This is a genomic window from Acidovorax sp. FG60 (assembly GCF_057808995.1).
The window spans coordinates 1-16980 of sequence record NZ_JBMDJC010000011.1; the positions used below are offsets into that span (position 1 = coordinate 1).

Sequence of the window (16980 nt, forward strand, 5' to 3'; positions counted from 1 at the left end):
GGAGCTGGTCGCCCATGTCGTGGCCCAGGGTGTCGTTGAGGTCTTTGAAGTTATCGAGGTCGATGAACAGCAGGGCGCCGAGGTTCTTGGTGCGCTGGCAGGCGGCGATGGAGCGTTGCAGGCGGTCCAGCAGCAGGCGGCGGTTGGGCAGGCCTGTGAGGGCGTCGAAGAAGGCCAGGCGCTCGATTTCTTGTTCTGCGCGCTTGCGGTCTGTGATGTCCATGGTGAAGCCATGGGACACCACCGAGCCATCGGGCTCGCGGTGCGGAATGGCATTGGTCATGTGCCAGCGCACGCTGCCGTCGGGCATGCGCACACGGTACTCACACTGCCAGGGCACCAGCCTGCGCACCGACGTGATCGCCGAGCGCTGCACCTGCGGCAGGTCTTCGGGCAACACCCGGTGCATGAGCACGCCGTGGTCGGCGGTCACCTGGCTCGGCTCCACGCCCATGAAGTCACGCACTGCATCGCTGATGTACTGCACGCTGGTGCCGCCATCCGCATGCAGTCGGTACTCGTAGATAAAGCCCGGGATGCGGCTGGCAATGCGCTGGATGAACAGCAGCTGCTCGCGCAGCTGTTCGGCCGCGCGGTGTTCGTCCGTCACGTCCTGCACCACGCCCATCACCACCTGCACCCCGTCGCGCGGCAACGTGCGCTGCACGCGCGACCGCATCCACCGCACTTCGCCATCGGGCCGGCGCCAGCGGTATTCCACATCCAGGCCGGCACCTGGCATGCGGGCCTTGTCGAACACATGGCGGTCCTCGGGCAGGATGCCGCTCACGGCGCGCTCGGGGTCCACCCATTCCTGCTGTTCGAAGCCAGCGATGTCGCACAGGCCGGGCGACCACAGCAGCACCGTTTCGCCCGGGTCTTCGATGCGGCGCCAATGGCCCGTGCGGGCCAGGCTCTCCATGGTGTTGAAGACCTCGGTCTGTTCGCGCAGTTCGCGGCGCACTTCTTCCAGGGCACGTTCGGACGCTGCCAGCGCGGCACGCAGGGTTTCGGCCTCGGTGGCATCGCGCACAGTGACCACGATGCAGTCGCTGGTCACACGGCGGGCTGACAGATCCCAGGCCAGCAGCAGCCGACCCGGCTCGCGCACCACCTGGCGGCATTCGAGCGGCGCACCCACGCGGGCCACGCCTTGCAGTTGGTCCATGAGGGGGGTGCCCGCCAGCAGGTCAAACACCTCGCAGGCATCCGCTCCGGGGTTGCGCACCGCCCCCAGGCCGGGCATGCGGCGTGCGGCAGCGTTGGCGGCCAGCAGCAGCAGACGGCCGTGCTGCAGCCGGAACTCCATCAAGGCCACCGGAACGGCATCGACCAGCGCCTGCAGACGCGCCTGCGCCATCGGCTCTATGTGGCCCTCGCCAACGGGGGCAAGGAGATCGGTCAACAGTTCGGACGAGATCACGGTCGCTCTGAAACCTTTGAAGCCTGCGGTGGGTAGGAATCCCGCCTGCGCAAGGCGGGGCCGAGGGTCACAGCCAATGTGCCAGCATACAGGCAAGAGTATGTCAAAACGTAACGAACAATAAAAACCTGCGGCATTTGCCCAAGGGAAAACCCGGAGCCCTTCGTGCAGCACGGCGATGACCGTATCCGCCTGGGCCAACGGGCTCCGCCCTCTGCCGCATGCAGTGCAGGCCCGTGGAGCGAACTGCTACAGTCCACGCCTCATTTCTCGGCCCCCAGCATGTCCGACACGCTCGAACACCATACCCCCATGATGCAGCAATACCTGGCCCTCAAGGCCGGGTATCCTGAGACGCTTCTGTTCTACCGCATGGGCGACTTCTACGAGGTCTTCTGGCAAGACGCCGAGAAGGCCGCGCGGCTGCTCGACATCACGCTCACGCAGCGCGGCCAGTCGGGCGGCCAGCCGGTGGTGATGGCGGGTGTGCCCTTCCACGCACTGGAGAACTACCTGGCGCGCCTGATCAAGATGGGCGAATCGGTAGCCATTGCCGAGCAGGTGGGCGAGGTGGGCGCCAGCAAGGGCCCCGTGGAGCGCAAGGTGGTGCGCGTGGTCACGCCCGGCACGCTGACCGACACGGAGCTGCTGTCCGACAAATCCGAATCGCTGCTGATGGCCGTGCACCAGGCGCCGCGTGCGCGCTGTGGACTGGCCTGGCTGAGCGTGACGCAGGGCCGCGTCTTCCTGGCCGAATGTGCGCAGGACGAACTGGGCGCTTGGCTGGCGCGCGTGGCGCCCAGCGAGCTGATCTACAGCGCGGGCGTGACCGAGCGCTTCGAGCAACAACTGCAGGTGCTGCGCCAGGGCGGCGCCTTCACTTGCCCCATGAGCCCCCGCCCCGACTGGCAATTCGACAGCGCCTTGGGCGAACGCAAGCTGCTCGAAAACCTGGGCGCCGCCAGCCTGCAGGCCTGGGGCGCGCAAGACCTGGGCGAATCGCACGCCGCCGCCGCCGGGCTGCTGACCTATGCCGAGCACACGCAGGGCCGCACCCTCACCCACGTGCACAGCGTGCAGGTGCAGCGCAACGACGACCTCATCGACCTGCCCGCCACCACGCGGCGCAACCTGGAACTGGTGAAGACTTTGCGTGGCGACGATGCGCCCACGCTGTTTTCGCTGCTCGACACCTGCATGACCGGCATGGGCAGCCGCCTGCTCAAGACGTGGCTGCTGGAGCCACGCCGCGACCGCACCGAGGCACGCCAACGCCTGTCGGCCACCACTGCGCTGCGCGGTGCAGGCGGCGCTGGGGGTGGCACTGGCCCGTGGGCCTTGCTGCGCGGCGAACTCAAAGGGGTGAGCGATGTGGAGCGCATCACGGCCCGCATCGCCCTGCGCCAGGTGCGCCCGCGCGAACTGGTGGGCCTGGGCAAAACGCTACAAAAAGCAGAGCTACTCGCGCTGAATGGACAAGCGCTAGAGCCCTATTTGATTCAAATCTTCGGCCACCTGCAGCCGCCCGAGGGCTGCACCGGCCTGCTGCAGGCCGCCATCGCCGAAGAGCCCGCCGCCCTGGTGCGCGACGGCGGTGTGATCGCCAACGGCTTCGACACCGAGCTGGACGAGTTGCGCGCCATCCAGACCAACTGCGACGCCTTCCTGCTGGATCTGGAAACCCGCGAGAAAGCCCGCACCGGCATCCCCAACCTGCGCGTGCAGTTCAACAAGGTGCACGGCTTCTATATTGAAGTGACCGGCAGCCACCTCGACCGCGTACCCGACGACTACCGCCGCCGCCAGACGCTGAAGAACGCAGAGCGCTTCATCACACCCGAGCTGAAAACCTTCGAGGACAAGGCCCTGTCCGCCAACGAGCGTGCCCTGGCCCGCGAGAAGTGGCTGTACGAACAGATCCTCGACCAGCTCCAACCCCACGTGCCCGCCCTCACCCGCCTGGCCCAGGCGCTGGCCACGCTGGATGTGCTGTGCACACTGGCCGAACGCTCGCTCACGCTGAACTGGTGCGCGCCGCAGTTTGTGCCCGAGCCCTGCATCGAGATCGAAGGCGGCCGCCACCCCGTGGTCGAAGCCCGCCTGGCGGAGACCTCCAGCGGCAGCTTCATCGCCAACCATACGCGCCTGAACGCCAACACGCGCATGCAGGTCATCACCGGCCCCAACATGGGCGGTAAATCGACCTACATGCGCCAGGTCGCGCTGATCGTGCTGCTGGCCAGCATGGGCAGCCATGTGCCCGCCGCCAGTTGCCGCCTGGGGCCCATCGACGCCATCCACACCCGCATCGGCGCGGCGGACGACCTGGCCAATGCGCAATCGACCTTCATGCTGGAGATGACAGAGGCCGCGCAGATATTGCACGCGGCCACGCCCCACAGCCTGGTGCTGATGGACGAGATCGGCCGGGGCACCAGCACGTTCGACGGCCTGGCGCTGGCCAGCGGCATTGCCACGCACCTGCACGACAAGACCCGCGCCTTCACGCTGTTTGCCACGCACTATTTCGAGCTGACGGAGCTGCCCGCCAAGGCGCGCCACGCGATCAACATGCATGTGAGCGCCACCGAGAGCGGCACCGACATCGTCTTCCTGCACGAGATCCAACCCGGCCCGGCCAGCCGCAGTTACGGCATTCAGGTGGCCAAGCTGGCGGGCATGCCCTCGCCCGTGCTGCACCACGCAAGGCATGCGCTGGCGGCGCTGGAAGAGCGGGCAGGCGAAGATGAATTGCAGGTGGACCTGTTCGCTGCGCCCGAGGTGCCTGAGAGTGCGGGCGCCAGCCCGCTGGAAGCTGCGCTCGCAGGCATCAATCCGGATGCACTGAGCCCGCGTGAAGCACTGGATGCGCTGTACCAGCTCAAGAAGATGGTGGGCTGACGCAGTCACGCACCCCAGCGGGTAGCACTCGCCACCAACGCGAGCCCCGCCACCTGCCCGGCTTAAAGATCCTGCGCCACCGGCGCCAGCTGCCCTAGCATGAAGGTGATGAATGGCGGCACACAGGGCAGGTGCCCGGCCACCGGTTGTGCGCGGCATTCAGTCAGGCTGACCAGATCGCCCGCGCCGCGACTTTGCATCGCGAGCACGGTGCTGACCGAGCTGGCGTAGGGCACGGTGCGGTCATCGCGGCCGTGGTACAGGCGCACTGGCACATTGGGTTTCCAGTCGTAGACGTTGCTGGCGCTGGCCAGGGCCAACACGTCGTCGGCCAGGAAGTGGTCGATGAAACGTGTGTCGTAGGCCACATCGGCATCGCCCGGGACCAGCGCGCGCAGCAGCAGGCGGCGCACCTCACGCTGCACGCTGCCGCCCAGGTAGCGCAGGAAGCCCGGGTTGATGAGCGCGCCGATCACCGGCTGTTCTTGCCGCACGAGGTCCACCAGGCCATCCATGGTGGTCTGCACGTTGTAAGGCCCCGCGCCCGGCACCACCATGCGCAGCTGTTGCAGGTGGGGCGAAGCGCTTGCTTGCAGCGCGCGGTGTGTTGCCATGGTGACGTAGCCGCCTTCGGAATAGCCGGTCAGAAAGAGCTGCCCGTTGTCCGCCACGTTGGCCTGGCTGCGCCAGGTGCGGGTGGCGGTCAGAAAATCCACCGTGGCGGCTGCGGACGGCGCCGCCAGCAGGTAGGGATGGGGCGTGCCCTTGGAAGCGCCAAAGCCCACGTAGTCGGGCGCCAGCACGATATAGCCCAGTGACGCGAGCACCACCGCCACCTCGGACGCAACCGCGTTGTTGCTGGGCGCCTCGGCATCGCGAAAGAGGGTGCCATGCTGGTAACTGAGCACCGGGCTTTTGGCGCCCGCTGGCTTTTGCGGAACGCTGACCAGCCCCGAGGCGCGCACCTCTTTGCCGTCGGCATCGGTGGTGAGGTACTCGATCCGGTAAGAAGTGACGCTGTAGCGCGGCACCACGTCCTGGGCGAGCGACTCCTTGGCGGCCAGCGCTGCAGCGATATCAGCGGCCGGCACGGTGCCAAGCAAGGCGGCGGATTCGAGCTGGCCGGAACGCGCCGGTGCGGGAGGTGGCTCCGGAGTGTTGCCGCCATCGCCGGGGTCTTGCGCGCCGCCCCCGCCACAGGCCGCCAGCAATGCCGCCAAGGCCAGCGCGCAGGCGCGGCGGGTTCCAGACAAAATCAGTGGGTTCAACACGGCAAGGCCCCTCCAGGTGAAGCGGCGGATGATAGGAGCGACGGGCACATACTGCCTGGCCCGTAAGCAATAGCCCTTTACCCCCGGGGCGGCAGTTGCCTTGGCTGCCGCCGGAACTTCGGGTGAACGGAAAAGGGCGGGATCTGCCAATTCTTGAGTAAAAATGGCCTCTAGCGCTTATCCACCAAGCGTTGGTTGCTATCAATACAGGATACCGACTACGGCACACGCGACGACTGGCCCGCACTCTGCCCAAGGGTGCCTTCCCACGCCGGACTAAACTCGCGGGTTCCCCTCTTACAACGACCCCACTTCTTCCATGACGTATTGCGTCGCCATCAAACTCAACGCCGGGCTGGTTTTCCTGTCCGATTCGCGCACCAATGCCGGCCTGGACCAGATCAGCTCTTTCCGCAAGATGATGGTCTATGAGAAGGCGGGCGACCGCTTCATGGTGCTGTTATCGGCAGGCAACCTGTCCATTTCACAGTCGGTGCGCGAGATCCTGCAGACCGAGCAGCTCAAGGACGGTGACTCGGGCGAGACGATCTCGATCTGGAACGCCAAGAGCATGTTCGACGCGGCCCGCGTGCTCGGTGCTGCGGTGCGCCATGTGCACGAACGCGACGGCGCAGCGCTCAAGCGCTCGGGCGTGGACTTCAATGTGTCCATGGTGTTCGGCGGCCAGATCAAGGGTGAAGGCATGCGCCTGTTCCAGGTGTATTCGGCCGGCAACTTCATCGAGGCCACGTCCGAGACACCGTACTTCCAGGTCGGCGAATCCAAGTACGGCAAGCCCGTGCTCGACCGGGTGCTCACCCCCGAAACCCCGCTGGACGAAGCCGCCAAGTGCGCGCTGGTGTCCATGGACAGCACGCTCAAGTCCAACCTGTCGGTGGGCCTGCCGCTGGACCTGGTGGTGTACGAGGCCGACAGCTTCTCGACCTCCAAGGTGGTCTGCATCGACGAGAACAACCCCTACTTCCGCATGCTGCACGACAGCTGGGGCCAGAAACTGCGCCAGGTGTTCGACAGCATTGAAGACCCGGCCTGGGGGGGTGGCGCCACGACCGTGCCCATCATGGTGAACCCGGCCCGCAGCAAGCCGCTCAAGAAGATCACCAACCACACCGACAAGCTCATCTGATTTCTCTGACGGCGGGGTTCGCCCTGCCCCGCCGGTATCCCCATGCTCCCCATCGTTTTCTCGCACGCCAACAGCTTCCCGGCCAGCACCTACCGCGTGCTCTTCCAGCACCTCAAGGCCCGGGGGATTGAAGTCAGCGCGGTGGAACGCTACGGCCACGACCCCAAGTACCCGGTGACCAACAACTGGCCCCATCTGGTGCAGCAGCTGGCAGACTTCGCCACGCCGCAGGTGGAGCGCCTGGGCCAGCCTGTATTTCTGGTGGGGCATTCGCTGGGCGGCTTTTTGAGCGTGATGGCCGCCGCCCGCCACCCCCACCTGGTGCGCGGTGTGCTGTTGATCGATTCGCCCCTGCTGGGCGGATGGAAGGCCAACGCGGTCGATGTGGCCAAGCGCACGCAGGTCGTGGGCTCCATCTCGCCGGGCAAGGTCAGTCGGCAGCGGCGCTTCAGCTGGGCCAGCAACGAAGAGGCGCTGGAACACTTTCGCAAGAAGAAAGCCTTTGCGCACTGGGACCCCGAAGTGCTGGGCGACTACATCACCCACGGCCTGGTGGACCACGACGGCAAGCGCGTGCTGGGCTTTGACCGCGCGGTGGAAACCGCCATCTACAACACGCTGCCGCACAACCTGGGACGGCTGCTCAGCACCCACCCCCTGCAGTGCCCGGCCGCCTTCATCGGCGGGCGCGATTCGGACGAGATGCGGCAGGTGGGCATGGCGATGACGCTGCGCATCACCCAGGGCCGCACCATGATGCTGGACGGCAGCCACCTGTTTCCGATGGAGCAACCCATGGCCACGGCGGCGGCCATTGAGGCGGCGCTGCTCAATCTGGCGGCGCTGAACCCGGTCAAGCACTGACGACCCACCCGCAGTGTTGGGGGGCTGCGGGGTTTGGGGCGGCATAGCACCCAATACCTCCTGCAATGCCCCGAATAGCGCCGAAAAGCCCCGCCAAGACGGCCTTCGATCAGGGCAAACAAGGTTCGCCCCGAGTGGAGCAATCCCCTACACTGGGGGAGTTGTTACAGTGTGATACACCCCCATGCCCACCCTGCCTCACTTTGCCTCGCGATTGCCTGTGCTCAGCTATGTGCTGCTGGCCGTCTATCTGGTCATCCTCGCAGTCCGCACCCACAACGACACCACCATTGCCCTGGTGATTGCCTCGGTCGTGATGTTTGCCTGCTGCTGGGCCAGTGCCACCCATTTGCTGGGCGCACGGCCAGCGCTGCAGTTTGTGCTGATTGCCGTGAGTTTTGGCTGGTTTGCCGAGCAGATGGGCTCCTCGCGCGGCTGGTTCTTTGGCCAGTACACCTACACCGAAGTGCTGGGTCCCCGTCTGGGGGACGTGCCCCTGGTCATCCCGCTGATGTGGTTTTCGCTGACCTATGCGGGGTATGTGATCTGCAACCTCATCGTCTGGCAAAGCGCGGTGGACGGCGCGCGGGGCCTGGGCAATGCCGCCATGCTGTCATTTCTGGCAGCGATGATCGTCACGGCGTTTGATCTGGGCGCCGACCCTTACATGGTGTACACCCTCAAGGCCTGGATCATGACCAAGACCGATGGCGCATGGTTTGGGGAGACGGTGCAGGGGTTTTTTGGTTGGGTGTTCGTGTCCTTCGTCATCATCTTCGGTTTCCGCATGTCGGTTCGCAAACTGGCACTGCAGCCATCCAGCCCGTTCTTGCGCCACCATGCCCTGGTGCCGCTGGCACTGTATGGGAGCAATATGGTGTTTCAGATGATCCTGGGCAATCCGGTGGAAATCCGCTCCATTGCGCCGTTTGCGATGGGCATCCCCTTGTTGTGCGCGCTGGCCGGGTACCAGCGCTGGGCAGCCCCCGCAAAGGCCAGCGTATGAACCAGAACACGTCACACTCCAACACCATCTCGGACGCCGAACTGGCGGGTATGCAGCACCACGCCGACCCCCTGGCCGACCAGACCATCGCCGACATCCTGGGCGACTGGCCCGCAGGGGACGTCGCGGTGGATGCGCCGCAATGGGCGCGCATCGACACCGTGAACCGCCTGTTCGGCCAATGGACGGACAACAAGAGCCTGGTGGGCTGGACCGCCCAAGGTGACGGGGTGGATGCAGCCATGGCCCGGGCATTGAACCACTACGTGCAGACCGCGCAAGTGCTGCCGCCCTGGGCCGATGCGAAAAAGATCGAGCGTGCCGAGAAGCTGTTCATGGAACATGGGGCGCTGTCGTGCATCCTGCTGTTTTGCGCCAGCCTGCCCGAGTGTTATGTGATCCCCGACCTCTCCAGCGTGCTGCACACCTCGGGCCAGCTGGAGCAGAACGCCGAGTACCGCATCCGGTCCACGGCCGCGATGATCTTCCCCGTGATGCTGCACGGTGGCCTCAGCCAGCGCGGCGCGGGCGTGGCGCAGGTGCTCAAGGTGCGGCTGATCCACGCCACCATCCGCAACCTGATCCTGCACGGCAGCCCGCAAAGTGCCGTCAAACAGCTGCTGGCCGGGGGCAGCGGGCACGTGGCACCACAAGCCCTGCCCAGCGGGGGCGGGCGTCAGGCCATGTTCCAGACGCTGTACGCCCGCGGCTGGAACCTGAAAGGCGATGGACTGCCCTGCAACCAGGAAGAGCTGGCCTACACCTTGCTAACGTTTGGCTATGTGTTTTTGCGCAGCTTGCGCCGCTTGGGGCTGAGGTTGCGCACGGCCGACGAAGAGGCCTACCTGCACGCCTGGAACGTGGTGGGCCACATCCTGGGCATCGACCGGGCCTTGATGGTGGACACCATGGACCAGGGCCAGGCCCTGATGGCGCGCATGCAGGCCCGGGGCCGCGCCGAACCCGTCACACCGGACCCCCGCCCTGCCCTGGGCCGGGCCTTGATGCAGACCATGGAGAACTCGCTGCCCTGGAACATTGTGAAACCCTTCCCCGAACTCATGACCCGCTACCTGTGCGGGCGCGACACGGCCAGCGATCTGGGCCTGACCCAGCCTGTGCCGTGGCCATCGGCGCTGCTGTTCTGGGGGGTGTTGCTGCTCGCCCGTGCCATCGACACCGTGCTGCGCCTGGTGCTGCCCCGGTTCTCGATCGTGAGGACACTCACGCGCATCCTGGGCTACCACTTCATGAGCCGCGTGCTGATGAGCCAGACCCGCCCCCTCCAACTGCCCACCGAGTTGCTCAACCAGGTGGACGAGGTGGTGCACAGCTGGAGCGATGACCCCCACGCGCCGGGCTGGATCAACCGGATCGAAGACCGGCTGACGACGCACGGCAGCTGGAGCGCGGGCCTGGCCGCCCAGGCCCCTGCCGCACACCCCGCCCAGGCGCAGCAACCCACATAGCCGTTGTTCCCACGCCAATGTCCCCGCTGGTCTGCGCCCTCCTGACGATCACCCGGCTTGGTCGTGCACGCTGCGGCGTGGCGTCCAGCCTGCTTTGGCTGTTCGTCATCATGGCTCTGCCTGCGGGCGTGCAGGCGAACGCGCCTCTGGTGCTGACGCAGGATCGGCCGCAGATGAATGCCTGGGAAGCCATCACGCTCAAGGCCGATCCCACGTACCAGCTTTCGGTGCAGGACATGCTGGAACGCCTGGATGAGTTCAAGGCGCCTGCCCGGCGCGGTGGCTCGCTGGGTGTGCACAAGGCAGCCATGTGGCTGCACATTCCCATCGTCGCGCCCAAGACACCGCGCGCCCCCTGGATGGTGGATATCGGCTACAGCTCGCTGCAGGCCGAGATTTACCTGGTCCGTGGCGGCCGGGTGCTCCAGCAGATTCGTACCAGCCAGCGTGATCAGATGCAGCTATCCAGCCGCACGCCAGCGATGGCATTCGACCTGCAGGCCGGACAGGCTTACGACCTGCTGATACGGGTGCAAGCCACCGGACCACTGATCCTGCCCATCACGGTCGGCGAAATGCCCTACCAGATGCACCAGGCCCTGCGCGAGCAGATGTTGCAGGGTCTGCTCAACGGGCTGGCGTTGTGCCTGCTGGCGTACAGCCTGATCCAGTGGTTCACGCAGCGCGAGCACTTGTTCGGCTTTTATGCACTGGTGGTGCTGGGCAGCGCGGGTTTTTCGCTGCAGTTCTTCGGCATTGGCGACCAGTTTTTATGGCCGGGCAATCTGTGGATGAGCCGGTATGCAGGACTGGCCGCTGGGTTGATTGCCCTGGCGGGCTCGTTCCTGTTCCTGAGTGCCGCACTGGCAGACAACCCGCTAAGCCGGTACGCACGCGCCATGCGCGCAGGTGCAGCGATCACAGCAGTGGTCTGCGTTGCCGTCACGCTGGGCTGGCTGAGCATCGCCATCGCCATCGCCTTCATGAGTCTGGTAGGCCCCCTGCCTTCTCTCATCAGCGTGCCTGCTGCCATCACGCGGGTGCGGCAAAAAGACCCCATCGGCACCACCCTGCTGGCGGCCTGGATTGCCTACGGTGTGGCTGCCGCACTCATGGTGTGCCTGGTGCAGGGCTGGGTGCCCGCGAACTTCTGGACGCTGCACTCATTCCAGTTCGGCGCCACGCTGGACATGCTGCTGTTCTTGCGCGTCATGGGGCTGCGTGCCAAAGCCATGCGGATGAAAGCACAGGAGGCGCTGCGCGAGCGCGACATCATGCATTCGCTGGCGCACAGCGACCCACTGACAGGTCTGAGCAACCGGCGTGGGCTGCAGCATGCGCTGCAACTTGCGCTGTCTTCCAGCTCACCAAGCCATCTGGTCGCGGTGTATCTGATCGATCTGGACGGGTTCAAGCCCATCAATGACTCACATGGCCACGATGTGGGCGACGACCTGCTGGTGGCTGTGGGCAAGCGGCTGCAAGCCAGTGTCCGCCAGCAGACCGACCTGGTAGCAAGGCTGGGCGGGGATGAATTCATCGTCATGGCCTGCCATCTCGAAAGTCCGCACCATGCCGAAGAGCTGGGCCGATCCCTGCTGCACGCTTTCGATGCGCCGTTCTCCCTGGGCGACCTGAACCTGAAGGTGGGACTGACCATCGGCTATGCCCTGGCCCCCCTGGACAGCGACGACTCCCATGGGTTGATCCGTCTTGCCGATGCAGCCATGTATGCCGGCAAGCAAGGGGGCAAAAGCTCCATCCTGCGCAACAGTGGCGAACTGGCGCTTGCGCCATGAAACAGGCCTCCTGCACCGTGGTGCCTTGCCTATACTGAACCAGCCCGACCATGCCCCGCCGTCACCCCATGCCGAACCGGCCCCGGCCCCACCACCTCCCTTGGCTGGCTTTGCTCTGGGCGTTGATGGTATGCCCCTGGGCGTGGGCAGGTAGCTCACCCTTGCTGCTGAACGACGAGCGGGGAGCCATCGATGCATGGCCAGCCGTCACGCTACTGAGCGATCCCAGCCTTCAGCTTTCAGTGGAAGATGTACTGGCGCAGTCCGACAAGTTCACCCCGCCCCCTAGCGTGGGCGCCACGTTGGGGGTGAGGCCCGATGCAGTCTGGCTGCGCATCCCGTTCGAAGTGGCCTCGACGTCTGACGCCCAGTGGATCCTGGATGTCAACCACTCCGACCTGAACCACATCGGCGTCTACCTCACGACCAGCGGCTATGTGGTCCAGCAAGCAACCCTGGGCAGCCTGCACCCTTACGCGCACCGTCCATTGCAAAGCCGATCCCACGCGCTCACGCTGAATCTGAGGCCCGGGTTGCAGTACGAACTGTTGGTGCGCATCCAGACCCGGGGAGCGATGATCCTGCCAATCTCGTTCTACAAGCCTGCAGCCATGCTCAGCAAGGCGGTCAACGAGCAAATGCTGCAGGGCGTATTGACCGGGCTGGCCCTGTGCCTGCTTGTGTACAGCGTGGGCCAGTGGCTGAGCCTGCGCGAGCCACTGTTCATCTACTACGCATTGCTCACATCCGGCAGCCTGCTGTTTTCGATGCACCTGTTCGGCGTGGGTCGGCAGTTCCTCTGGAGCGACAGCCTCTGGCATGAAGTCCACATGGGAGGGCTCTCTGCCTTGCTCGCCACCTGTGGTTCGTTCCTCTTCATCGGACAGGCCCTGTCGGAGCCCGACTCCAACAAACGCTTTCTGCGCTTCATGCGCTGTGGAGCGGCACTGTGTGTGCTCCTTGCACTGGCATACGGACTGGATGCCATCTCCACCCGCGCCATTGCAGCCATTGTGAGCATCCTGGGCCTGGTACCCGCCCTGATGGGCATCCCCGGTGCGGCACGCCGTGCGATCCGGGGTGATGGGGTTGGAACCAGCCTGCTGCTGGCCTGGTTGGTCTACTTCATTGCGACCGCGATCGTCATCGGCGTCATCAACGGCTGGGTGCCGGTGAATTTCTGGACTTTGCATTCCTTCCAGTTTGGTGCAACGCTGGATATGCTGCTCTTCATGCGCGTGCTGGGCCTGCGCACCAAGGCATTGCGGCTGGAGGCGCTGGATGCCAACCGCGAGCGCGACGCGATGCACTCGCTGGCCCATACCGACCCCTTGACCGGCTTGCCCAATCGGCGTGGCCTGAGCATTGCCCTGGCCTCCGCCCTGCCCCACAGCGGCCCCAACAGCCTGCTGGCCGTGTACGTGATGGACCTCGATGGTTTCAAGCCCGTCAACGACCGGCACGGCCACGATGTGGGCGATGAACTGCTGATCGCCGTGACCCGTCGGCTGCAAGGCCATGTGCGCCAGAGTGACGTGGTAGCGCGCCTGGGCGGCGATGAATTTGTGGTGATGGCGGGCCACCTTGGCAGCAGCCAGCAAGCCCAGGAGCTGGGGCTCAAACTGCTGGAAGCTTTTCGCACCCCTTTCTCGCTGGGCGATCTACAGGTGGAAGTGGGATTGACCATCGGCTACGCGATTGCACCGGACGACAGCAACGACGCACTGGGCCTGCTGAAGCTGGCGGATGCGGCAATGTACAGCGGCAAGCAAGGAGGGAAATTCTGCCTTCGCCGCAACACCGGGGACCTGGCGCTGTCGTCGGCCTGAGCGCTACCAGTGCACACCGCACCCGGCGGCTGAGCCACAAGGGCCATTCCGAACTGGTCAAACGGCCTGGCTTCCGTTAAACACGGGGCTTCGCGTTACCACCCAAGGATTGTTCACCATGGCCCATCGCAAAAGTCCCGCCCGCATTGCCAAAGACGCCCGCATTGCGCATTTTCAGTCGCTGGCTACACGCCAGGCCGCACCGAACGCGCCGGGCGCAACCCTGACCTGGGACGCCGTGGCTGCGCTGGAGGCCAAGCTGGTGGGCCGCATCGTGCTGCCATCCAGCCCCGACTACAACGCTGCGCGGCAAGAATCCAACCCCGCGTTTCAGGCTTATCCCGAGATCATCGTCTACTGCGCCTGCGAACACGATGTGCTTGAATGCCTTGCCGTGGCCCGCACCTACAACCTGTGGGTGGCCGTGCGCTGCGGCGGGCATAGCACGGCAGGCTACTCCGTCAACAGCGGCATGGTGGTGGACCTGAGCGACCTGAAAGGCGTGATGCTGGACCCACCCCGCGAGCGCGTGCATGTGCTGCCGGGCACCGATTTCGACCATTTCAACGGCGCGATGAACCACACCGGCTGGCATGTGCCCACGGGAGCGTGCGGCAGCGTGTGCGTGGGGGGCTTCGTGCAGGGTGGCGGCTACGGCTATACGTCGCGGGCCTTCGGCATCCAGAGCGATCTGGTGGAATCGTTCCGGGTGGCGCTTGCCAACGGCAGCATCGTCACGGCCAGCGCGCAGGAGAACCCGGGGCTCTACTGGGCCATGCGCGGTGGCACGGGCGGCAACTTTGGTGTGTTGCTGCAGGTCACCTACCGCATGCACCGGCTGGACCAGGTGTGGGCCTGGGCCATCAGCTGGGACGCCGCGCATGCCGCCGAAGTCCTGACGACGATGCAAGCCCACTACATGAAAACCGGCGCACCCGATGCCCTGGGCTACATGATGAACCTGGGCTACCAGAACAGTACGCCGGTCTACATGGTGCAAGGCATGTTCTGCGGCACGCGCGATGAGGGCATGAAGGCCATTGCACGCCTCATGGCGATACCGAGCGCACAGCTGCTGGTGGACAAGACGGGCACCTACCCCGACATGAATATCTGGCTGGAAGGCCACCCCTACACCTTGCCAGACAACCTGCCCGACGGCGTGGCGGAAACCAAGGCCTGCGGCTACATCAGCACGCCGCTGTCAACAGCCGACTGGCAACGCATCATCGATTACTTCAAGACCTCGCCCAACCCCTGGTCGCTGGCTTATCTGGAACCCTATGGCGGCGCCATCAACCGCTATCCCGTGGCCGACAGCGCTTTCATCCACCGCCATGTGGATGCCGACCTCGTGGTGGACGTGTTCTGGACCAATGACACCGAGCGGGCCCAGATGGAAGCCTGGCTCGATGGGTTCATGAACCTGGTCAAACCCTTCCTGAACGGCCACGTGTACCAGAACTATCCCGACGCAAGCCTGCAGGACTTTGCCCAGGCCTATTGGGGCCCTGCATACCCGCAGCTTCAGCAGGTCAAGGCCCAGTACGACCCCGGGAACTTCTTCCACTTTCAGCAGAGCGTCCGGCTGCCCAGCCTATAGAGGAGGCGCTGCAGGCCAGCCTCCCTGGAGCGGTAGACCACCGCTCAGGAACGGGCCGCTTCCGCGTAATGGAGCCGGCCTTTGCCCGCGCGTTTGGCCGAGTACATCGCCTGGTCGGCGCGGTTCATCAGGGCGTCGATATCCCCCTCCAGCGGGGGATACACGGCCACGCCAATGCTGGCGCCGATGAAAAGGTCACGCCCTTCCACAACCATGGGCTGGTGCAATGCCTCGATGATGCGGTGGCCGATGGTGTCGGTCACGTCGCGGGTGACATCTCGGTCGAGCATGACCAGGAATTCGTCGCCACCCAGGCGTGCCATGGTGTCGCCCGCACGCACCGTGCTGGCAATGCGTTGGGCCACAATGCGCAGCACTTCATCACCGGCGCGATGGCCTTCGGCGTCGTTCACCCCCTTGAACCCATCGAGGTCGATGAACAGCAAGGCCACAGACCCGGCATTGCATCGCGCCTGCGTCAGGGACTGCTCCAGACGGCTCTGAAAAGCCGCACGATTGAGCAGGCCCGTGAGTGAATCGTGGTTGGCCAAATAGTGCTGCTGGCGGGCGATCTGGATCTTGGCCGAGACATCCTGGACCAGCGCCATGATCGATGTGACCTGCCCCTGGGCGTCGGTCAGTGCGGAGTTGAACCACTCGCAATGCACTTCGCTACCGTCCTCCCGCACAAAGCAGGTCTCCGCGCGGTTCTGGGACTCCTGCCCCGTCTGCAGGCGCTGTAGCGCACTCTGAAGCCCATCGTCCTGAAGTGAGGGATCCACAAGTTCCGTCAGCAACCGCCCCTCCAGCCCCGCCACCTGCAGCCAGCCCATGAGCTGCACAGCGCGCTGCGAACAGTGCAGGAGCCTGAGGTTGTGGTCCATCTCCAGCACCGCAAGCGGGCTGTTTTCCATGTGCGAGGAAAGCCGCTGGTTGGCAGCGCGCAGCGCATTCATGGTGACCTGCAGTTCATGAACGTCGAGCGCCGTGGTGATGAAGCCGTCCACCAGCCCCTGCCGGTTGTGCCAGGGGGTCAGGCAGATGGTGCGCCATTCATCAATGCCATACGGTGTGCGCAGAAGGCGCTGGTACTGCACCCGCTCGCCCTGCAGCACACGCTCGACGAAGGGCATGAATCGGGCGCAGTCGCTCTCACCATACACCTCGACAAGGGTTTTCCCCACCAACTGCTGGGGCACGGCGCCGAACCAGCGGGCGTATTCCTCGTTGACATAGATCATGGCCAGACTGCGGTCGATCACGGCCATGGTGGCACCCGCGCTGCGGGTGATCAGATCCAGCAATTCAGCCTTGGACCAGGAATCCTGATGGACGGCTGTGGGGGGCTGCGACAACTCAGGCTCGTCTTGCATCATGCGGCGATAGCCCCGGCGGGGAGATGGTCATCGACAGAGGGGGCGATCCAACGCTGCACCTCCTTCGCGGTGGCCGCTTTGCATCGCCCTGCTACAGGTAACAGTGTGTCAGCGCCAGCTTATCACTTTCGGCCCATGGAGCCCCCGCAGGCCCCACGGGCCTTCGCAAAAGGCCAGCTCCCGCACGGTGTTGCACGCTAGTCCACTGAAACCGAGAAATCGGCTGTGTGCCGAGGTGGCAGCGGGTGCAGCGCAAGGCGCGGGCTGCGGCCAAGGCTGGCCGCCTTGGCAA

Annotated in this window: 11 protein-coding genes; 8 read left to right on the top strand and 3 right to left on the bottom strand. The window is 65.1% G+C overall.

Annotation, left to right across the window (positions count from 1 at the left end):
* Positions 1 to 1423, bottom strand: a 1423-nt coding sequence (locus tag ACODS0_RS17015) for a PAS domain-containing protein (protein ID WP_488836108.1), incomplete at its 3' end; no start/stop codon positions are given.
* A gap of 282 nt (positions 1424 to 1705) precedes the next feature.
* Between ACODS0_RS17015 and mutS the strand changes: the two genes are divergently transcribed.
* Positions 1706 to 4324 (top strand): DNA mismatch repair protein MutS, encoded by a 2619-nt coding sequence (mutS, locus tag ACODS0_RS17020; RefSeq protein ID WP_488836109.1) that lies wholly within the window; start codon positions 1706 to 1708, stop codon positions 4322 to 4324.
* A gap of 62 nt (positions 4325 to 4386) precedes the next feature.
* On the opposite strand, the gene ACODS0_RS17025 is transcribed toward mutS, so the two are convergent.
* Positions 4387 to 5595, bottom strand: coding sequence for an alpha/beta hydrolase family protein (locus tag ACODS0_RS17025; protein WP_488836110.1), 1209 nt, complete (start codon positions 5593 to 5595; stop codon positions 4387 to 4389).
* 319 nt (positions 5596 to 5914) lie between these two features.
* Between ACODS0_RS17025 and ACODS0_RS17030 the strand changes: the two genes are divergently transcribed.
* The 7 genes from ACODS0_RS17030 (at position 5915) to ACODS0_RS17060 (ending at position 15312) form a co-directional block, all read left to right on the top strand.
* Positions 5915 to 6742 (top strand): proteasome-type protease, encoded by an 828-nt coding sequence (locus ACODS0_RS17030; RefSeq protein WP_010459683.1) that lies wholly within the window; start codon positions 5915 to 5917, stop codon positions 6740 to 6742.
* A 42-nt stretch (positions 6743 to 6784) separates the two neighbouring features.
* Positions 6785 to 7606: an alpha/beta fold hydrolase gene (locus tag ACODS0_RS17035; RefSeq protein WP_176888823.1), complete on the top strand. Its 822-nt coding sequence runs from the start codon at positions 6785 to 6787 to the stop codon at positions 7604 to 7606.
* 184 nt (positions 7607 to 7790) lie between these two features.
* On the top strand, positions 7791 to 8612 hold the full coding sequence (locus ACODS0_RS17040) for a carotenoid biosynthesis protein (protein WP_488836111.1): 822 nt from the start codon (positions 7791 to 7793) through the stop codon (positions 8610 to 8612).
* Positions 8609 to 10081, top strand: a complete 1473-nt coding sequence (locus ACODS0_RS17045) for an oxygenase MpaB family protein (RefSeq protein ID WP_488836112.1) — start codon at positions 8609 to 8611, stop codon at positions 10079 to 10081. Before ACODS0_RS17040 ends, ACODS0_RS17045 begins: the two co-directional genes overlap by 4 nt.
* A gap of 17 nt (positions 10082 to 10098) precedes the next feature.
* On the top strand, positions 10099 to 11880 hold the full coding sequence (locus ACODS0_RS17050) for a diguanylate cyclase domain-containing protein (protein WP_488836113.1): 1782 nt from the start codon (positions 10099 to 10101) through the stop codon (positions 11878 to 11880).
* A gap of 161 nt (positions 11881 to 12041) precedes the next feature.
* Entirely contained in the window at positions 12042 to 13709 is a 1668-nt protein-coding gene (locus ACODS0_RS17055) for a diguanylate cyclase (RefSeq protein WP_255577540.1), read from the top strand.
* A 118-nt stretch (positions 13710 to 13827) separates the two neighbouring features.
* Entirely contained in the window at positions 13828 to 15312 is a 1485-nt protein-coding gene (locus ACODS0_RS17060; RefSeq protein ID WP_488836114.1) for an FAD-binding oxidoreductase, read from the top strand.
* A 44-nt stretch (positions 15313 to 15356) separates the two neighbouring features.
* Here ACODS0_RS17060 and ACODS0_RS17065 read toward each other — a convergent pair whose 3' ends face one another.
* Positions 15357 to 16688: a diguanylate cyclase domain-containing protein gene (locus ACODS0_RS17065; RefSeq protein ID WP_431152317.1), complete on the bottom strand. Its 1332-nt coding sequence runs from the start codon at positions 16686 to 16688 to the stop codon at positions 15357 to 15359.
* Positions 16689 to 16980 lie beyond the last annotated feature (292 nt).